This window comes from Edaphobacter sp. HDX4, assembly GCF_036877565.1.
In the GTDB taxonomy this organism is placed as follows: domain Bacteria; phylum Acidobacteriota; class Terriglobia; order Terriglobales; family Acidobacteriaceae; genus Edaphobacter.
Genome location: NZ_JAEDXW010000005.1, coordinates 1 through 19560 on the forward strand (window position 1 = coordinate 1; position 19560 = coordinate 19560).

At 57.5% G+C, this 19560-nt stretch carries 16 protein-coding genes and 1 riboswitch; of the genes, 7 read left to right on the forward strand and 9 right to left on the reverse strand.

The window, feature by feature from the left end; translation table 11 throughout:
• Positions 1-359: 359 nt before the first annotated feature.
• On the forward strand, positions 360-2828 hold the full coding sequence (locus JAO29_RS06635; RefSeq protein ID WP_334267409.1) for an ATP-dependent Clp protease ATP-binding subunit: 2469 nt from the start codon (positions 360-362) through the stop codon (positions 2826-2828).
• A 98-nt stretch (positions 2829-2926) separates the two neighbouring features.
• Entirely contained in the window at positions 2927-3364 is a 438-nt protein-coding gene (locus JAO29_RS06640) for a cupin domain-containing protein (RefSeq protein WP_334267410.1), read from the forward strand.
• A gap of 20 nt (positions 3365-3384) precedes the next feature.
• On the opposite strand, the gene JAO29_RS06645 is transcribed toward JAO29_RS06640, so the two are convergent.
• Both JAO29_RS06645 and JAO29_RS06650 read right to left on the reverse strand, forming a co-directional pair.
• Complete coding sequence (locus tag JAO29_RS06645) at positions 3385-3714, reverse strand: YtxH domain-containing protein (RefSeq protein ID WP_334267411.1); 330 nt, start codon at positions 3712-3714, stop codon at positions 3385-3387.
• 137 nt (positions 3715-3851) lie between these two features.
• Positions 3852-4433, reverse strand: coding sequence for a uracil-DNA glycosylase (locus JAO29_RS06650; protein WP_334267412.1), 582 nt, complete (start codon positions 4431-4433; stop codon positions 3852-3854).
• 311 nt (positions 4434-4744) lie between these two features.
• Between JAO29_RS06650 and JAO29_RS06655 the strand changes: the two genes are divergently transcribed.
• The 5 genes from JAO29_RS06655 to lon all read left to right on the forward strand — a co-directional run bounded on the left by JAO29_RS06655 (position 4745) and on the right by lon (position 12279).
• Positions 4745-5977 (forward strand): aldose epimerase family protein, encoded by a 1233-nt coding sequence (locus JAO29_RS06655; RefSeq protein ID WP_334267413.1) that lies wholly within the window; start codon positions 4745-4747, stop codon positions 5975-5977.
• Between the two features lie 140 nt (positions 5978-6117).
• Positions 6118-7542, forward strand: a complete 1425-nt coding sequence (gene tig / locus JAO29_RS06660) for a trigger factor (protein WP_334267414.1) — start codon at positions 6118-6120, stop codon at positions 7540-7542.
• 5 nt (positions 7543-7547) lie between these two features.
• The gene (clpP, locus tag JAO29_RS06665) at positions 7548-8189 is read left to right on the forward strand and encodes an ATP-dependent Clp endopeptidase proteolytic subunit ClpP (RefSeq protein WP_334267619.1); all 642 of its coding nucleotides are present in this window, start codon (positions 7548-7550) and stop codon (positions 8187-8189) included.
• A gap of 162 nt (positions 8190-8351) precedes the next feature.
• A complete protein-coding gene (clpX, locus tag JAO29_RS06670; RefSeq protein WP_334267415.1) occupies positions 8352-9641 on the forward strand; it encodes an ATP-dependent Clp protease ATP-binding subunit ClpX in 1290 nt (429 codons plus the stop codon).
• 211 nt (positions 9642-9852) lie between these two features.
• Positions 9853-12279: an endopeptidase La gene (lon, locus tag JAO29_RS06675; RefSeq protein WP_334267416.1), complete on the forward strand. Its 2427-nt coding sequence runs from the start codon at positions 9853-9855 to the stop codon at positions 12277-12279.
• Positions 12280-12332: 53 nt separating this feature from the next.
• Here the strand turns inward: lon and JAO29_RS06680 are convergent, their stop codons facing one another.
• The 7 genes from JAO29_RS06680 to nuoI form a co-directional block, all read right to left on the reverse strand.
• On the reverse strand, positions 12333-12482 hold the full coding sequence (locus JAO29_RS06680) for a lmo0937 family membrane protein (protein WP_334267417.1): 150 nt from the start codon (positions 12480-12482) through the stop codon (positions 12333-12335).
• Positions 12483-12634: 152 nt separating this feature from the next.
• Positions 12635-12913, reverse strand: a complete 279-nt coding sequence (locus JAO29_RS06685) for a MoaD/ThiS family protein (protein WP_334267418.1) — start codon at positions 12911-12913, stop codon at positions 12635-12637.
• A 5-nt stretch (positions 12914-12918) separates the two neighbouring features.
• Positions 12919-14205, reverse strand: a complete 1287-nt coding sequence (gene thrC, locus JAO29_RS06690) for a threonine synthase (protein ID WP_334267419.1) — start codon at positions 14203-14205, stop codon at positions 12919-12921.
• 129 nt (positions 14206-14334) lie between these two features.
• Positions 14335-14447, reverse strand: a riboswitch (SAM riboswitch).
• A gap of 86 nt (positions 14448-14533) precedes the next feature.
• A complete protein-coding gene (locus JAO29_RS06695) occupies positions 14534-14767 on the reverse strand; it encodes a hypothetical protein (RefSeq protein WP_334267420.1) in 234 nt (77 codons plus the stop codon).
• Between the two features lie 270 nt (positions 14768-15037).
• Complete coding sequence (metH, locus tag JAO29_RS06700; protein ID WP_334267421.1) at positions 15038-17767, reverse strand: methionine synthase; 2730 nt, start codon at positions 17765-17767, stop codon at positions 15038-15040.
• Positions 17764-18870, reverse strand: coding sequence for a homocysteine S-methyltransferase family protein (locus JAO29_RS06705; RefSeq protein ID WP_334267620.1), 1107 nt, complete (start codon positions 18868-18870; stop codon positions 17764-17766). Before JAO29_RS06705 ends, metH begins: the two co-directional genes overlap by 4 nt.
• Before the next feature lie 98 nt (positions 18871-18968).
• Complete coding sequence (gene nuoI / locus JAO29_RS06710) at positions 18969-19472, reverse strand: NADH-quinone oxidoreductase subunit NuoI (protein WP_334267621.1); 504 nt, start codon at positions 19470-19472, stop codon at positions 18969-18971.
• Positions 19473-19560 lie beyond the last annotated feature (88 nt).

Below are 19560 nucleotides of genomic sequence, written 5' to 3' on the forward strand. Positions count from 1 at the left end.
TATTGTCAGAAAACCTCTTGACGAGTACCGCACTATGAACCGGTACGCTGCGATAAAGTCATATGAACCTCTTGACGGGTACCGAACTATGAAACGGTACGCTGCGATAAAGTCATATGAACCTCTTTTTCACATATTGCGTCGAATAGGTATTGATGTAGTGTAAGCAGTAACTTTTGCGAGACAGAACGCAGGTTGACGCGGCGACTACACTAGTACTAGTGGATGGATGCGCCGCAGCAGCGGTAGCACCCAATGTGTTCTCTTGGCGGGCGGTTGGACGCAGGGAATGGAAGTAGTAATGGCGCCATCGACGGCTCCCAGGGCCGTTGGCGGAGGCCGGGTTCGAAGGGGAGAACATGTTCGAACGCTACACAGAGAAGGCACGGCGGGTTATCTTCTTTGCTCGCTACGAGGCAAGTCAGTTTGGGTCACCTTACATTGAAACGGAACACCTGCTTCTGGGTCTGCTGAGGGAAGACAAAGCACTCACCAATCGGTTCCTGCGATCGCACGCGTCGGTGGAGTCGATTCGCAAGCAGATTGAAGGACATACGACGATTCGCGAGAAGGTTTCGACGTCCGTGGACCTTCCGCTTTCGAATGAATGCAAGCGGGTCCTGGCTTACGCGGCGGAAGAAGCCGAGCGGCTGAGCCACAAGCATATTGGAACCGAACACCTGTTGCTGGGACTGCTCCGCGAGGAGAAGTGCTTTGCGGCAGAGATTCTCACGGAGCGCGGCCTGAGGCTGCCTGCCATCCGGGAGGAGCTGCAGCGGACCACCCAGGAGAAGACTCCGACCTCGCAGTCGGGCAAGTCGCAGCGTGGCGAACAGAGCATGCTGGCGGAGTTCTCGCGAGATCTGACGCAAAGCGCTCTCGATCAGCAGCTTGATCCGCTGGTCGGACGCGATTCGGAGGTCGACCGAGTCATCCAGATCCTCTGCCGCCGGACGAAGAACAATCCGGTTCTGATCGGCGAACCGGGTGTCGGAAAGACGGCTATTGTCGAGGGCCTGGCGCAGAAGATCGCTGACGGTGAAGTTCCGAGCTTTCTGGCGGATAAGCGCGTGCTTGCACTGGATCTCTCGCTGATCGTGGCGGGAACCAAGTATCGCGGCCAGTTTGAAGAGCGCCTGAAGACGATCATGAAGGAGCTGATGGAGAACCAGAACTCCATCGTGTTTATCGACGAGCTGCACACGCTGGTTGGCGCAGGATCGGCCGAGGGTTCGCTGGATGCGGCGAACATCCTGAAGCCGGCGTTGAGCCGTGGCGAGATTCAATGCATTGGAGCTACGACCCCAGGCGAGTACCGGAAGTCGATCGAGAAGGATCGCTCGCTCGAGCGGCGCTTCCAGGCGGTGAAGGTTCCGCCACCGAACGAGGACGACGCGATCAAGATCATCATGGGGATCAAGGACAAGTATGAGAAGTTTCATGCGGTCAGCTACACGGACGACGCGATCACCTTCTCGGTCTCGCACTCGAACCGGTACATCCCCGATCGGTTTCTTCCGGATAAGGCCATCGACCTGATCGACGAGGCTGGCGCCCGGGTGAAGCTGCGTCAGACTTCCCTGCCTGAGGAGTTGACCGAGGTCCAGAAGCGGATCAAGTTCATCGTCCACCGCATGGAGAATGCGATTGCGAACCATGAGTTCGAGAAGGCACGGTTCTACTCGGACGAGGAGCGTAAGGAGCGCGAGAATCTGCGGGCCTTGCGCGACAAGTACCACCTGGACGATTCCTCAGCGGGTATTGTGACGCGCGAGGACATCGAGGATGTGGTGAGCCGCTGGACGGGCGTTCCGGTGACCTCCTTGAAGGAAGAGGAGACGCAGCGACTGTTGCGTGTCGAGGAAGAGCTGCACAAGCGCGTGATCTCGCAGGAGAAGGCGATCTCTGCGCTGGCGCGGGCGATTCGTCGTTCGCGGGCGGGTCTCAAGAATCCGGCGCGTCCGATTGGAAGCTTCCTCTTCCTTGGACCGACCGGCGTCGGAAAGACGGAGATGGCGCGCACGCTGGCGCAGTTCCTCTTCGGTTCGGAGAAGGCGCTGATCCGGTTCGATATGTCGGAGTTCATGGAGAAGCATTCGGTCAGCAAGCTGATCGGTTCGCCTCCAGGATATGTGGGCTACGAAGAGGGCGGCCAGCTTACGGAACGCGTGAAGCGCAATCCGTACTGCGTGGTGCTGCTGGACGAGATCGAAAAGGCTCATCCGGATGTCTTCAACCTGCTGCTGCAGGTGTTTGAAGACGGTCAGCTGACCGACGGTCTGGGCAATACGGTCGATTACAAGAACACGATCATCATCATGACCTCGAACATCGGGGCCAAGCATCTGCAGAAGCGGCAGGGGCTGGGTTTCCAGAGCGAGAAGGAAGACATGGTGCTCGACAAGATGGAAGAGCTGGTGAAGGGCGAGGTCAAACGGACCTTCAACCCGGAGTTCCTCAACCGTCTCGACGAGATCATTATCTTCACCTCGCTGACAGATCAGGATCTGATGCAGATTCTCGAATTGCTGGTGCAGCAACTGAACACGAATCTTGTTCACAAGTCCATCACGATCTCGGTTGCGGACGATGCCAAGCGATGGATTATCGAGAAGACAGCTTCAGACCGGACCTACGGTGCTCGTCCGCTGCGCAGAGCGCTGCAGAAGTTCATCGAGGATCCTCTGTCGGAGGCGCTGATTGCCGGTGGCATTGCGCAACGGCCAGCGTTCCTCGAGGTCTACATGGAGAACAACCAGCTGTTCTATCGCCCCATCGCAAGCGACGGCGAGGAGAAGGTTGGCGGTTTCGCACTGAGCGCAGTATAGCCTCAGTAGTTGCAAGAACAAATACGCCCCGGCTCAATGGCCGGGGCGTATTGTTTTAAGCGCTATTAGAACGCCAACGATGAGGTACTGAGAATTCTATGGATCGTCGTGAGTTTGCCACGCTTCTGCCAGCCTTGCTTTCAGCAGTTGCTGTCCTTCCCGAGAGAGCCGAGGCGGCAACGCTCTCCAACCTCGAGTCCGGGGTGTTCAAGCCAGGACCGGCCACTCCTGGCGCGGTTCCTAAACGGGTTTCGAAGCGGTATGCACTGGGGATGCTGAAGGCTGGGAATATTCGCCTTGAGATTCACGAGACGACCCAGGAGGTTGGCGCACCGCATGAGCCGATCGAAAGCCATCTGCATAGCGAGATCTGGCTTGTTCGAGAAGGCACGGTGGAGCTGACGGTAAATGGAAAGGCCCAACGCCTCTCAGCAGGAGACATGGGCCTTTGTGTTGCGGGTGACAAACACTACATCCAGAACGTCGGCGATACGCCTGCCAGCTACTTCGTGGTGACCGTAGGGCCGCCCGAGTAGATCTGGGGAACAGCCTTCGACTAGACGAGCGATTTCGCGGATTTGACAGCGCTGTTGACAGCTCCGGAGACGGAGTCAGCGAGATCGCTTGCTCGGCCGCCCGCCTTGTCGACCATGTGAACTGCCTGCTTCTGAGCGCGCGTGATGGCATCCTGCGCCTCGTCCGTGAGGCGTTCGGCCTGTGTTTTCAGATAGTCGCCTGCATCCTGCAGATAATCTCCAGCTTCTTCGGCACTTTCGCGAAGCTTCTTCCGCGTTCTTGCACCACTCTGGGGAGCATAGAGGAGAGCGACCGCTGCTCCGGCAGAGACACCAATTCCGAAAGCCAGCCAGTAGTTTTTTGCACTCATTCGGGACTTACCTCGACATAGAATTTTTTAATTCTCATAGCTCGCCTACTAGATCGTAGGATTCGGTGCTTGACGGGCGGGTTGGCCCCATGGATAGCTTTCGACGACTTGATATAGTCAAATCAATCAGATGGACGTTATTTCAGGCCCGCCAGTTCCCTTGCCCGAACGAAGATACGGGTAAACATTGCAGCATCGAGCCTTCCCGTGTTGGTGTTGCGCAGGGACGGATGGTAGCTGCAAAGCAGGTGACGGCCGTTCGGCAGAACATAGTGAGCGGCATGGGCGAAGCGGAAATCCGATTTACGCGTGATTATGCCTTGAGCGAAGAGGTGCGCGAGATAGCCATCGAAGGCGATCTTGCCGAGACAGACTATAACGCGGAGCCGCTTCAGCTCTGCTATCTCTGCGTCGAGATGGGCGGCACAGTTGCGAATCTCCTGCGGGGTGGGCTTGTCGCCGGGCGGAGCGCAGCGGACGACGGAGGCGATCCATGCGTTGCGTAGTTTGAGGCCGTCGTCACGGGAGGTTCCCTCCGGCTGGCTGGCAAAGCCGGTCTGATGGAGGACGGGGTACATGAAGTAGCCGGAACCATCGCCAGTGAAGGGCCGGCCAGTGCGGTTGGCTCCGTGAGCCCCAGGAGCAAGGCCAAGGATGAGGACGCGAGCCCGCGGATCGCCGAAACCGGGAACCGGTCGCGCCCAGTAGATCTGGTCCATGTAGGCCCTGCGTCTGGTCTCCCCGATGGCCGTGCAATAGCTGCGAAGCCGGGGACACTGATCACAGTGAATAATGGTTTGATGGATCCGCAGGATATTTTCCGGAAGGACTGTGGCGGCGGGATGTGTCACTGCATCTCATTTTAGTTATCTGCCGGTCATATTCCAAAACGTACGATTGATGGAGTTTTCCTTGTCGCCTTTCCGTTGGGGGCGATCCGGTTGGAGAGTAGTCGAAAGAAAGCAGAGTAGGTCGAATGTACGTGACGCAGTTCACTGATTGGCTAAGGCGGTTGTGGAGACAGGTTGTATTGAGGTCTGGAGTAGTCACTATCGGCATACTGGCTGTGCTGGTGGTGGGCCTCGCCCTAGGTTGGCGAGCTCATACGCGAGGGCGCTTCGCCCGGTTCAAAGCTGAACTCCGCCAGGGAGATCAGCCGCACATGGTACCCGTGCCAAGACCAGGTGGACAGGACCCTGTGATCCTGGAGCGGTCTCCCATTGAAGGCGGATCGATTCCCGAGTTTCTCTCTGCGACGCTCCTTCCCGGTCGCGGCATGAATGTTCTGCAGATTACGGCGATGCTGCCGAATAAACGCCGGGTCAGCCTGCTGGACTCCCCTTCGATCACAGAGGCTGAAACACGGATGACGGGGACCGGAGACGATGCGCTGGGGGAGGCCAGCCTGGGATTGGGAGGTGCTTTCGAGGCGCCATGGGCCGGACGGCTCTATGGCGTGCCGGCGGATGATCATCTGACTGCGAGATGGAACGGCTCTGTCCTTCATATTCCCGCCAAGAGAGACCAAGATCTAGCCATAGCAGATGGAGGTCTTTTGCTGGAACAGAGCGGAACCAGCATCAAGAGCAACGTCATGCCTGATGGCGGTGAGGCGGAAGCGCTCTATCAGGTGAACGATTCAGGCGATGCGTGGCCCTCACGGATGAGTGTGAAGACGACGGTGCAACTGAGCGGGCGCGCACTGGAGATCAGGATTGTGGCGAAAAACACGGGAGACAAGCCGGAGCCGGTGGGGATTGGCTGGCGGCCCCGGTTTTCGATTCTCAGCCGCGACAGGGGCAAGGTTCGGTTACGTCTGCCGAGCGTAATGAGAGAAGAGCTCCGAGGCAACACTTCGGGGGTGCCGACCGGCCGGCTTGTCTCAACCGAAGGAACCTCTAAAGACTTCAGCGCGACCACGGGAAAGGAGCTGGGGCGAGAGAGTCTTGACGATACGTTCGTCAATCTACGGCAGGCTCCGCTTGACTCTGGCCCGGTGGCTGAACTTTGGGATCCGGAAAACAACTTTGGCATCAGAATCACAATGCTGTCGGCCTCCATCAAGGCGATCCACGTATCGGCTCCCGCAGATGGGCGATTCGTAACCCTCGACCCAAGGTTCAACTACGACGATCCCCTGGGAGAGGAATGGCCGAAGGACGACAAGGCCGGGATGATCACGCTCAAGCCCGGAGATTCAACGCAATGGAGAATCCGACTGGAGATCTACGGTCCCAATTCTGCAACCGCAACGCACTTCTAGAGAATGGCCAGACAGAGGGATGGCTGGCGGTTTGACCCTCCGCGACGATGCCTCGTACAGTAGTACAGAGGCGCGTGCCGCGCGGTCCTACACGGTAGAAGTGACCGCGGCGCAATTTCACGTGACCCACATTGGAAGGCATGGACTTGACCCCGACAGAGACGAACGAGACGACCAGTGCTGCTGAGCAGCAGCCGGAGACGGCGCAGACGCCGGCCCACGATCATGATCAGGCCAACGATCACCAGCATCAGCACGGCCCGACCCTGAACCCGGAGCTGACGAAAGAGATTGCAGTAGAAGTTCCCGCAGATGAGGTTTCGAAGGCCTACAAGAGCATCATCAAGCGCTATCAGAAGCTGGCGCGGATTCCCGGATTTCGTGCAGGCAAGGTACCTGAATCCCTGGTTCGCTCAAAGTTCGCGAAAGAGCTGCGCCAGGAGGTGCTGGAGAGCCTCGTTTCGGAGCGCTTCCGGAAGGCCATCGATGAGCAGAAGCTTCGGCCCATCTCCGAACCCCAATTGCTTGACCTGCAATTGCATGATGGCGAGCCTCTGAAGTTTAAGGCCGCCTTCGAAGTAGCCCCGGAGTTTGGTGTAGAAGGCTACGACAGCGTGAAGATCGCACGTCCCGACGTAGCCCTGACCGATGACGAATATCAGGCCGAGCTTAGCCGGGTTCTGGATAGCCATGCTACGGTCGAGCCCGTCGAAGAAGATCGTCCGCTGGCCGATGGAGACTGGGCGGAGATCCAGTTCAAAGGTGAGGTCAAAGACCTGGCCCAGACGGTTACGGAAGACGGCGTTGAGAACGCCACGAAGGCCGAGCCGATCACCGGCGAAGACGTGCTGGTGGAAGTTGGTGGCAAAAATACCCTGCCCGCCTTCACAGAGGCGTTGCGAGGCGCGAAGCCGGGTCAGGAGATGAGCTTCGAGGTGACGTACCCTGCCGAGTTTGGTGAGCAGCGGTTGGCGGGCCAGACGGTCGGCTATGACGTTACGGTCAAATCGATCAAGCGCAAGACCTATCCTGAGCGTGACGCGGAGTTCGCCAAGCAGCTCGGTGACTATGAGAGCTGGGACGATTTTGAGAGCAAGCTTCGCGAGATGGCGGGAGACCGCAAGAAGAACGCGCTGGAGAGCCAGGCCCGCGATCGGATGCTGGATGAGCTGGTAAACAAGTTCCAGTTCCCCATCCCGGAGTCCTTCGTACAGCAACAGGTCGATGCAAGACTGGATCGTGGCCTGAGGGCACTGGCCCAGCAGGGCATGAACCCGGAAGAGATGCGGAAGCTCGACTTCGCTCGGCTTCGTGACGCACAACGTGATCAGGCTCTGAATGAAGTGAAGGCGTCGATGATCCTGGATAAGATCGGCGAAGCCGAACAGATCAGCGTAAGCGAAGAAGACCTGGATCGTGAACTGCTGATGCTTTCGTTGCAGTCGCGCGAACCCATGGAGACGCTTCGTGAGCGGCTGGCCAAGGATGGCGGCCTGGATCGGATTCGCGAGCAGATGCGGCGCGAAAAGACGGCAAGCGTGCTCTACGAGAAGCTGGCCTCGTAAGAGTTATCCCCTCAGCTCACAACCCGGCTTATACGAAGAAAAGGAAAGAGAGCGTTATGGGACTGGTACCGATGGTGATCGAGCAGACGAGTCGTGGCGAGCGCGCCTACGACATCTACAGCCGTCTGCTTCGCGACAACATCATTTTTCTGGGAACGCCGATCGATGACAACATTGCGAACGTGATTATCGCGCAGATGTTGTTCCTGAGCGGCGAGGATCCGGAAAAGGACATTCAGCTCTACATCAATTCGCCCGGCGGATCGATTACAGCGGGTCTGGCGATCTATGACACGATGCAGTACATCAAGAACGATGTGGTTACGTTCTGCATCGGTCAGGCGGCCTCGATGGGAGCATTTCTGCTGATGGCGGGAAAGAAGGGCAAGCGTTTCGCGCTTCCCAACTCCCGCATCCTCATCCATCAACCATCGATGGGCGGCTTGAGCGGACAGGCGACGGACATCGATATCCACGCACGCGAGATTCTTCGCATTCGGGAGATTACCAACAAACTGATGAGCGCCAGCACCGGCCAGACGCTGGAGAGAATTGAGCGGGACGTGGAGCGCGACTTCATCATGACCGCACCTCAGGCCAAGGAGTACGGGATTATCGACGACATCATCGATCGTCCTCGTACCTAGCAGCCAGTAAGCCAAAGAACGGTGAGGCCCGGGACGATTCCCGGGTCTCACCGTTTCGGGTAAGCATCGGAGGAGTTACCCCCAAGCCGCTGCTCCATAAAACGGGTGTAAGATTGTTAACAGTAGATTGGTTGTATTGCCTTACCAGGAGTCGTCCCATTTATGAAAACATCCCGGGGTACAGAGGAATCGCTTCGCTGCTCTTTTTGCCACAAATCGCAGGATGCCGTGGCCAAGCTGATCTCGTCGCCCTCGGATTACCCGCGGGCGTACATCTGTGACGAGTGCGTGGCTGTCTGCAATTCCATTCTGGAAGACGATCGCACGGAGACAGCGCCCGGCACTGCGCCGGCCCACCTGCCGAAACCGCAGGAGGTAAAGGCCTTCCTGGATGAGTATGTAATCGGTCAGGATACAACGAAGAAAAAGCTGGCTGTCGCGGTCTACAACCACTACAAGCGGATCCAGATGAACAAGACTCGCGGCAACGATGTAGAGCTGGCGAAGTCGAACATTCTTCTGGTTGGTCCTACCGGATCGGGAAAGACCTTGCTGGCGCACACGCTCGCGAAGATGCTGGACGTTCCGTTTGCGATTGTCGACGCCACTACCCTCACCGAGGCTGGTTATGTGGGCGAGGATGTGGAGAACATCATCCTGAAGCTGCTACAGGCGGCCGATGGAGACGTCGCTCGTGCGCAGTCCGGCATTATCTACATCGACGAGATCGACAAAATCGGCCGCAAAGACGAGAATCCTTCGATCACTCGTGACGTTTCGGGCGAAGGCGTGCAGCAGGCGCTGCTCAAAATCCTGGAAGGCACGGTCGCGAATGTTCCGCCTCAGGGTGGTCGCAAGCACCCGCACCAGGAGTTCACTGCGGTCGACACCACAAATATCCTGTTTATCTGCGGGGGCGCCTTCGTTGGACTTGAGAAGGTGATCGGCCGCCGGGTCGGCAAGAAGGCTCTCGGGTTCCGCGCAGTGACCGATCCAGACGCTGCGGTCGATGGAGAGGTCATGCCAATCCGCGCCCAGCGAGACTCCGAGCTATTGCGTCAGGCTGAGCCTCAGGACCTGTTGAAGTATGGGTTGATTCCCGAGTTCGTCGGTCGCCTTCCTGTCATGGGCATCCTGGATGAACTGGATGAGGCTGCACTGATCGAGATTCTTACCAAGCCGCGGAATGCGATTCTCAAGCAGTACGCGAAGTTGTTCGACTTTGAAGGCGTCAAGGTGACGTTTACCGAGGATGCCGCAAGAGCGATCGCTCGCGAGGCACTGTTGCGAAAGGTAGGCGCTCGCGGCCTGCGAATGATTATCGAAGAACTGATGCTTGACCTGATGTATCACGTTCCAGGGAATAAGAAGGTCAAAGAGATCGTCATCACCGATACGATGGTGAAGAACCGAGATCTGACAGTCCCGATGCTTCTCGAGAAGGCAGGTTGATCGCATCCGGAGGCTATTCCGGGGCGTTAACAGGCTGAACTCTTCTTTGAACCTCTTGCAGGCCAGGACAGTATTCTGTCAAGAGGACTGTGAGGACCTGTCTGCTACTTTTTCGTCATCAGCCCGTCCAAGGCCAAGCAGTACAATCACCGGAAGCCAAGTCAGAGGTGTGCATCTTTGCATCTCGGCGAGCGTCTAATCGGGGAGACTTATGAGCAACCCTAGCAAAGAAACGTTAAGCGGCGGAACCCAAAAGCTTCCCATGATGCCGATTCGCGATATGGTCATCTTCCCCTTCATGATGACGCCGTTCGTTGTCGGTCGTGAATCGAGTGTTCGCGCTCTCGAAGAGGCTCTATCCGGCGACCGCAAAATCTTCCTGGCAACCCAGCATGACGCATCCGTCGACGAACCAACGGCTGACGACATCTATGCCACCGGCACCATCGGCAATATCGTGCAGAGCGTCAAGATGCCCGATGGCAACATCAAGGTTCTGGTGGAAGGCGTCGAACGAGCGCGCTCCGTTGAGGTGATCGATACGGATGGCTTCTTCGTCGCTACCGTTCGCACGGGGCGAACCCAGTTGGAGATGACGCCGCAGGTCGAGCAGCAGATGCAGCGGGTCCATTCCCTGTTCGAGCAGTATGTAAAGCTCCAGCAGTCCCTGAACTACGAGACGATGGCGGCCAGTGTTCGATCGGATGAGCCGGCAAAGCTGGCAGATACGATTGCGGCAAACCTGCAGCTCCCCATCGAAGAGAAGCAGCAGCTTCTGGAGGTCTTCGACCCGGAGCAGCGGCTCACGCGGGTTGGAGATGTGCTCGATCTCGCAATCGAGAAGCTCAACATGGATCGCACCATCCAGTCGCGAGTAAAGCGGCAGATGGAAAAGGCTCAGAAAGAGTACTACCTCAACGAAAAGATCAAGGCTATCCAGAAGGAGCTTGGTCGCGGAGAAAAGTCCGAGTTCGACGAGTTGAAGAAGAAGATCGAAGCCGCCGGCATGCCCAGAGAGGTGCTGGAGAAGTCGCTCCAGGAGCTGAAGAAGCTCGAAGCGATGCCTCCGATGTCTGCCGAATCTACGGTCTCGCGGAACTATCTGGACTGGCTTCTCGCAGTGCCGTGGAAGAAGCGGTCAAAGGAGATTCGATCGATCGAGCACGCCGAGACGATTCTCAACGAGGATCACTACGGTCTTGAGAAGATCAAGGAACGTATTCTCGAATTTCTTGCAGTGCGTCAGCTGGTCAAGAATCCCAAGGGCTCAATCCTCTGCTTCGTAGGGCCTCCAGGCGTAGGTAAGACGTCGCTTGGCATGTCGATCGCAAAGGCGACTGGACGCAAGTTCGTCCGGATGTCGCTCGGCGGCGTACGAGACGAAGCTGAGATTCGCGGCCATCGCCGCACCTACATCGGTGCGTTGCCGGGACAGATCATTCAGTCGATGAAGAAAGCCGGAACCAAGAACCCGGTCTTCATGCTGGACGAGATCGACAAGATGGCTTCGGACTTCCGCGGCGACCCAGCCAGTGCTCTGCTGGAGGTTCTCGATCCGGAGCAGAACACGTCGTTCCAGGATCATTACCTGGATGTGGAGTATGACCTCTCACAGGTTTTGTTTGTCGCGACAGCCAACGTGCTCCACACCATTCCCGGCCCCTTGCAGGACCGGATGGAGATTCTCCGTCTCAGCGGTTACACCGAGCTCGAGAAGCTGGAGATCGCCAAGCAATATCTCGTGAAGAAACAGCGTGAGGCCACCGGTCTGACTGATAAGCAGGTCAGCTTTGGAGATGACGCGCTCAAACACCTTATCCGCGGATATACGCGGGAGGCGGGTGTTAGAAACCTGGAGCGGGAGATCGGAAATGTCTGCCGCAAGGTGGCTCGCCGCGTGGTGAAGGACGGTCCTTCGCACGAAGAGGTCATCACAGGAGAGAATCTGCCCGATCTGCTCGGGGTGGCAAAGTTCCGGGATTCACAGGTCCATGAAAAGAGCGAGGTCGGCCTGGTGACTGGGCTGGCCTGGACGGAGATGGGGGGTACGATTCTGCAGACTGAGGTTCAGGTGCTGGATGGTAAAGGAAAGCTCACCACGACCGGACAGCTGGGCGATGTTATGCAGGAGTCGGCGCAGGCTGCCTTGAGCTACATCCGCTCGCGGTCACACCAGCTGGGACTCGGCAAGGATTTCTATCGTAACGTTGACATTCACGTTCATGTGCCGGAAGGTGCGATTCCGAAGGATGGTCCCTCTGCTGGTATCACCCTCGCAACCGCACTGGCGAGTGCTCTCACGGGAATCAAGGTACGCCGTGATATTGCGATGACCGGCGAGATCACGCTGCGCGGCAAGGTGCTTCCCATTGGAGGCTTGAAAGAGAAGCTTCTGGCGGCGCATCGTGCAGGGATCTACGAAGCGGTTCTTCCAGATGAGAACAAGAAGGATCTTGCTGAGCTACCTGAGTTGCTGAAGGGGTCGATGAAGCTTCACTTCGTCCAGGATATGGATCAGGTGCTGCAGATCGCCCTGGAAGGGAAACTCCCTGAGCTGAAGGAGGAGAAGCCGGAGGCACTTGCCAAGGTTCTTCCGACGAATATAGATCTTCCTCCGCAGCCCGTCTCTCGGCAATAACACGCACATCGAGAGAGCTGGAAAAGCCGGGCTTTGGCCCGGCTTTTTGCAGTTCAGGCGGCGCGCTTTCCACTGATGAAGTGCATCACGACCGAGAGGATTGCAAACAAGAGAAGAAGATGAATGAGAATACCGGCTGTTTTGAAGACCAGGAAGCTGGCGATCCAAATAACAAACAAAACTACAGCTAGGATGAGGAACATCGCGGGTGCCTTCTTTCTGCAGCTAAAATACGCAACATCTGCAAGATAAGAGCGCGTTCTCCGACGAAGCGTTGCTCAGACCTCCTCATCCGCAGCAACAACACAAAGGGCGCCGAATCTCTTCGGCGCCCTTCGCGAGAGACTACAGGGGGTTAGCAGCCGCCGGCGATCGACGGGATCAGCATAATCTCGTCTCCGTCCTGAAAGGCATAGGTATCGCCTCCCAGGAACCGGATGTCTTCGTCGTTGACGTAGATGTTGATGAAGCGGCGAAGTTTCCCATCCTCATCTTTGATCTGATTCCCAAGGGCCGGGAAGGTCTGGTCGATGTCGGACAGAAGCGCGGAGAGGTTCTCCGCGGTGGAATCGAACTGCTTACGACCGTCAGTGTGACGGGTGAATGCTGTGGGTAGTGTTACTTTGACGGCCATGTGATTCAGTTTCCTCCTGCTGTAACCAAAGCGGGCTCCGGTACTTCGTCGAGCTCGCGCAAATATGCATCGAAGTCGGCAAGGCGCGGACGAACAGCGCGTCCCTGCTCATAGTGTCCAGCTACTGCATCTGTGGTCTTGAGGCCGTTTCCGGTGATGCAGCTTACGGTGAGCTCATCGGGAGAGATACGGCCGTGAGCGTAGAGTCGTGCCGTCACCGCCGTCGTCACACCGCCAGCCGTCTCAGTGAAGATTCCCTCAGTTTCAGCGAGTTCCTGGATTCCAGAGACGATCTCGACATCGGATACATCTTCTGCCCATCCGCCGGTTTGCTGGATCATCTTCGCCGCAGCCGGTCCATCAGCAGGATTGCCGATAGCGAGGGACCGGGCGATCGTATTGGGACGCTGCGGCTCAATGTAATCCAGGCCCTGCTTCACTGCCTGCGAGATAGGAGAGCAGCCCGTGGCCTGCGCACCGAAGAAGCGGACAGGTTTCTCCTCGACCAGGCCTAGATAGATCAGTTCTTGGAACGCCTTACGAATCTTCCGAATCAGGGAGCCGCCAGCCATCGGGACAACTACGTTGTCCGGCAGCCGCCAGCCAAGTTGCTCGGCGATCTCGTATCCGACCGTCTTCGATCCCTCGGCATAGTAGGGTCGCAGATTGACGTTAACAAAGCCCCAGTTGTACTCATCGGCGATCAGCGTGCACAGCCGATTGACATGATCGTAGTTGCCATCGATACGCACGAGGCGGGCACCATAGACCTGGGTATTGAGGATCTTCGCGGCTTCCAGGTCGGACGGAACAAGCACACACGCTTTAAGTCCCAGACGAACGGCCTGAGCGGCTACGGAGTTCGCCAGGTTTCCTGTGGACGAGCAGCCTACGGTCTCAAAACCGAAGCCCTGTGCGTTCGCAAGGGCGATGGAGACGACGCGATCCTTAAAGCTGAGCGTTGGAAAGCATACAGCGTCATTCTTGATGTAGAGATTGGAAGCCCCGATCCGCTTTCCCAGATTCTTTGCCCGCACAAGTGGGGTGAAACCAACGGGCAGGTCTGGCTCAAAGCCCCTGGGTAGCGGAAGAAGCGTTGAATATCGCCAGATATTCGCTGGTCCCTTCGCAATGGCCTCACGGGTGAAGATGCCGCGTGCGGAGTCCAGATCGTATACCACCTCAAGGGGAGCAAGGCAGTCCGGGCAAGCAGACAGCGGCTGGTTACCAAACACCTTGCCGCACTCATTGCACTTCAGCTCGTAGGCCGTCGACGTACAGGAATAACTCATTACGCTCTCTCCAAGGTGGAGGAAGGTAAAAGTCGCGTGACGTCTCTCATGGAACGCTGCACAAGTTAAAAACATGTGCAGGAGGGTAGATTAAAGATCGCGGGGTTACTTGTAAGGGTCACCCCTCGAATCTCATGTTCCCTGTTACCAGGAGAGAGTTGACACCGGTCGCCCGAAATAATGGTTTCAGGCCGGTTGTCGTGGCGTCACAGGGCTCGTCCCTCAACCACTCTTCATGAAATTCGCGTCTGGGCGGAAGTGTTTCCGAAACAGACTGAACACATCTTTTGTAACACACGCAGAGGCCCATCGCAAGGAATGGGGTCGCCTAGCGGCCCGCAGCCTCGCGAACGCCCTTCACGAAAGCCGCCGGATCGAACTCTGTATGCAGGACTTCGTCCGCGCAATCGGTCAACATCGCTACCCGCGAGTTACAGACAAACGCCACTTTCTGTTCAGGAAGTTCTTTCTTGATCTGGCTGCAGAGCCTCTCAGCCATCGGGATCTTCTCTTCCCCCTCGATGTCGAGGAGAACAAGATCGTAGCGCCTGGACGCAAGCATCTGGGGTACATCATCCGGTGTCAGAGTGGAATCAACCTCGAACCCCGATATGCTAAGAATTTTGTCCCGAAGGGGACGTAAGTTCTCCCGGCTGCAGAGATGAAGAATTGCCTGCCTATCCATGTTCTTTCACGATTCACCTTCGGGGTCGAAGTACCCGCCCAGGACCCCGGGCAAGCCATCATCACCTTTATTTTATCCGCCTTGAGGCGTTCCGACTGTCTTTTCAACGGACTAAATCATGTCAGTCTTAGTGTCGAAGAACTGGATTCAGGAGGGATCATAGTTCAGATTGGGACCCAGCCAGCGCTCCACGTCTGCCACGCTCATTCCCTTGCGGAGATGGTAGCTCTCAACCTGATCGCGATCGATCTTGCCCAGACTGAAGTAACGCGACTTCGGATGAGCGAAGTAGATTCCGCTGATGCTCGAACCCGGCCACATCGCAAAGGACTCCGTAATCTGGATGCCTGTGTTTTTCTCCACATCGAGCAGCTGCCAGATGGTTCCCTTCTCCGTGTGGTCTGGACAGGCGGGGTATCCGGGAGCTGGGCGAATGCCCCGGTATTTCTCCTGGATCATCTCGTCATTGGTTAGCTTCTCGTCTCGTCCGTACCCCCACTCCTCGCGAACGCGCAGGTGCAGGCACTCGGCGAACGCCTCGGCCAGCCTGTCCGCGATGGCCTCGGCCATGATGGCACTGTAATCGTCGTTCTCTGCCCTGAAGCGGTTGCACAGGTCTTTGAGACCGATTCCACTGGTCACCGCGAACGCGCCGATAGAATCGTGGAGCCCAGTCTCCGTTGGAGCGATAAAGTCTGCCAGCGATCGGCAGGGCTCGGTTCCCTCACGATTCACCTGCTGGCGCAAGAAATGGAAGCGGGCGAGTTCTTGTGCGTGTGTGCAATCCGCGTAGACCGCGACATCATCGCCCACTGCGTTTGCGGGGAAGAATCCGTAGACTGCTCTCGCGGTGATCAGATTCCCTTCGATGATGCGGTCCAGCAGCGTATTGCCTTCCTTGAACAGTTGCTGCGCGTGGATGCCGTACTCCGCATGATCGAAGATGCGCGGATAGATGCCTTTGAGACCCCAGGCGTGAAAGAACGGAGACCAGTCGATAAAGTCGCGCAATGTCGCCAGAGGGAAGTTGTCGAGAACGCGGACGCCCATAAACTCGGGTACGGCTATGTCTTCCACGCGCCAGTCGATCGGCGTCCCGCGGCGGCGCGCCTCTTCCAGAGGAAGAGCTTTCAGCCGCGGCGCGGCATGAGACTTCCGCACGGCCTCGTACTCGGCCTGGTGCTGCTCCACGAAGGTGTCCCTGCTCTCGTCGCTCAGCAGACTGGTCGATACGGGAACCGCCCTGCTGGCATCGAGGACATGGATGACCGGCTGGCTGTAGTGCGGCGCAATCTTGATGGCTGTGTGGGCGCGGCTGGTGGTGGCTCCGCCGATCAGCAGAGGCTGCCTGAAGCCTTGCCGCTCCATCTCTCGTGCAACGTGGATCATCTCATCGAGGGACGGCGTGATGAGACCGCTCAACCCGATAATATCAGCCCGAACCTCTCGGGCGCGCTCCAGGATCTTCTCGGCCGGAACCATCACGCCCAAGTCGATCACCTCGTAGTTGTTGCAGGCCAGCACGACCCCGACGATGTTCTTGCCGATGTCATGGACGTCGCCTTTCACCGTGGCAAGGACGATCTTGCCCTGGGTCCTTACCTCCTGCCCCGCAGCCGCCATCGCAGCCTTCTCGGCTTCCATGAACGGGGTCAGGTATGCGACCGCCTTTTTCATTACGCGCGCGGACTTTACCACTTGAGGCAGGAACATCTTGCCGGCTCCAAAGAGATCACCGACGACGCTCATCCCGTCCATCAGGGGGCCTTCAATCACCAGGAGAGGGCGGCCCAGCTTCGCGCGCGCCTCCTCCGTGTCACCCTCGATGTAGGTGTCGATTCCCTTTACCAGGGCATGCGACAACCGTTCCTCGACCGTACCGCTGCGCCACGCCTCTGCCTTCTTCTCGGTCGCAGTCGAATCGGATCCGGCAGCCTTCAGAGCTTCTCCGTAATCCACCAGCCGCTCGGTGGCATCAGGGCGGCGATTGAGCAGCACATCTTCGACCAGCACCTTCAGCTGTGGCTCGATCTCCTCGTAGATCTCAAGCTGACCGGCATTAACGATGCCCATATCGAGGCCTGCCCCGATAGCGTGATACAGAAATGCCGAGTGCATGGCCTCTCGGACCTTGTTGTTTCCGCGGAAGCTGAAGGAGATATTTGAGACACCACCTGAGACCTTGGCATGGGGCAGGTTCTGCTTGATCCAACGGGTCGCATTGATGAAGTCGACCGCGTAGTTGTTGTGCTCCTCCATACCGGTGGCGACTGTAAGGATGTTCGGATCGAAGATAATGTCTTCCGGAGGGAAGCCAACCTCGTCGACGAGGATTTTGTAAGCGCGCTCGCAGATACGGATCTTGTCTTCGTAGGTCGCGGCCTGGCCCTGCTCGTCGAAAGCCATGACCACAACCGCAGCCCCGTACTTCAGGACTGTCCGCGCATTCTCCCGAAACTTGTCCTCTCCCTCTTTCAGAGAGATGGAGTTCACGATTCCCTTGCCTTGCAGGCACTTTAATCCGGCCTGGATGACCTCCCACTTGGAGGAGTCCACCATGAAGGGGACCTTGGCCACCTCGGGCTCGCTCGCGAGAAGCTGCAGGTAGCGACTCATCGCGGCGACGCCGTCGATCATGCCCTCATCCATGCAGATATCAAGGACGTTGGCGCCGTTCTCTACCTGCTGCCGCGCTACACTGACAGCCTCCTCGTACTTGCCTTCCTTGATGAGCCTGGCGAACTTCGGAGAGCCGGCGACATTGGTCCGCTCCCCGAGGATGATAAAGACGCCCGGCTGCTGGGTGAAAGGTTGCGAGCCAGAGAGGCGCAGTGGCTTTGTCTCCGCCACCGCGGAGCTGCTTTCCAATACACTCACGCAGCGACCTCTGCTTCGGCGCGGCGAAGCGACCGCGGAGCCTTGCCCTCAAGAGCTTTCGCGATAGCGGCTATGTGCTCCGGGGTGTTTCCGCAGCATCCGCCAGCGATGTTGATCAGATTTCCCTCGGCAAACTCAGCAAGATAGCGAGCCATATCTTCCGGATTGAGGTCGAATCCTGTCGGGGAGAGTGGGTTCGGCAAACCCGCATTCGGATAAGCAGAGACCGCGGCTGTTGTCTTCTGCGATAACTCTTCGAGGAACGGATACATCAGGTCCGGCCCCAGCGAGCAGTTGAGGCCAACGGAGAGCGGCTTTGCATGTTCCACAGCGTTCCAGAAAGCTTCGACTGTCTGTGCGGAGATCATCGTCTCGCCACCTCGGCCGACGGCCGCGGAGATCATAATTGGCAACACCGTGCCATCCTCATCGAAGACTTCTCGAATGGCCACCAGAGCCGCCTTGGCGTTCAGAGAATCGAAGATCGTCTCGACCAGCAGCAGGTCAGAGCCTCCAGCGATCAACGCGCGGACCTGCTGCGCATACGCTGTCTTCACCTGGTCGAAGGTCACAACGCGGAAGCCCGGATCGTCGGCGTCCGGCGAGTTTGAAAGCGACACTGTGAGCGGCCCGACCGCACCGGCGACAAATCGCTGGCGTCCAGTCTGGTTTGCGACACGATCCGCCCACTCCCTGCATTGACGAGCGGACTGCTCGTTGATCTCCCAGGCAAGATCGCCGAGGAACTTGTCATCGATGATCTTCTGGTAAAACTCGGGATTCTTCCGGCCCCCATGTTCGCGAGGATCGTCCACAAAAAACTCGCTCTGTGCGATGCTGGTCGCGCCGAAGGTATTTGTCTCGATGATGTCGGCACCTGCCTCCAGAAAACGGCGATGGATGTCGCCGATCATCTCCGGTTGGGTCAACGAGAACAGGTCGCCGTTGTTCAGAAGATCCTTCTTCGCATCTCTGAAGCGCTCGCTGCGAATGTCAGCTTCCGTCATTCCATAGGTGCGAATCGTCGTGCCCATCGCTCCATCGATGATGGCGATTCGACTCTCAAGCACCTTCTGCAAAGGGTGGAACGGGGCTGTAATCATCTCTATTTGACGTCTTTCCGGCATCGCGCGATTCACTTCGCGTCTCCGCAAGCCGACGCTTCGAACCGCTGAATCCCATATTTCTGGCGCTCTGCGGTTTAGGCCAGAACCTCGGCTTTGTCCTTGTCTGAAAGCACAACATCGGGGACAGTTGGAGAAGGCACCAGGAGATCCTCCTTGCGCATCACCAACGTAGTTGCGTTCAGCGACGCGAGTTCGAACCCATGCCCGTGAGTGATGGCATCGGTCGGGCAGGCTTCCACGCAGTAACCGCAGAAGATGCAGCGGTTGTAATCGATGTTGTACACCTTGGCATATCGCTCGGCGCTTGAGATGCGCTTCTCTTCTGTATTTTCAGCCGCCTCGATGTAGATACAGTTTGAAGGACAGGCCGCTGCACAAAGAAAGCAAGCTACGCACTTCTCCAGGCCGTTCTCGTCGCGCTGCAGCTGATGCTTGCCGCGGAATCGCTCCTGGAACTTCGCGCCGCGCATAGGCCCTTTGCCGTCGGGATAATTCTCTACTTCCGTAGGCTGAAAAGCCTCCTTCAGCGTAACGCTCATTCCCTTGGCGATGGCAGCGGCATTGCGAACGATGGACATAGGTAAAGTATAGCCTGTAGCGGGAAGACTCCGCAGGCGAATGGCCTGAGGGTATCTCGCAGCCAAAGTAGCTATCGACGCTTGCGCT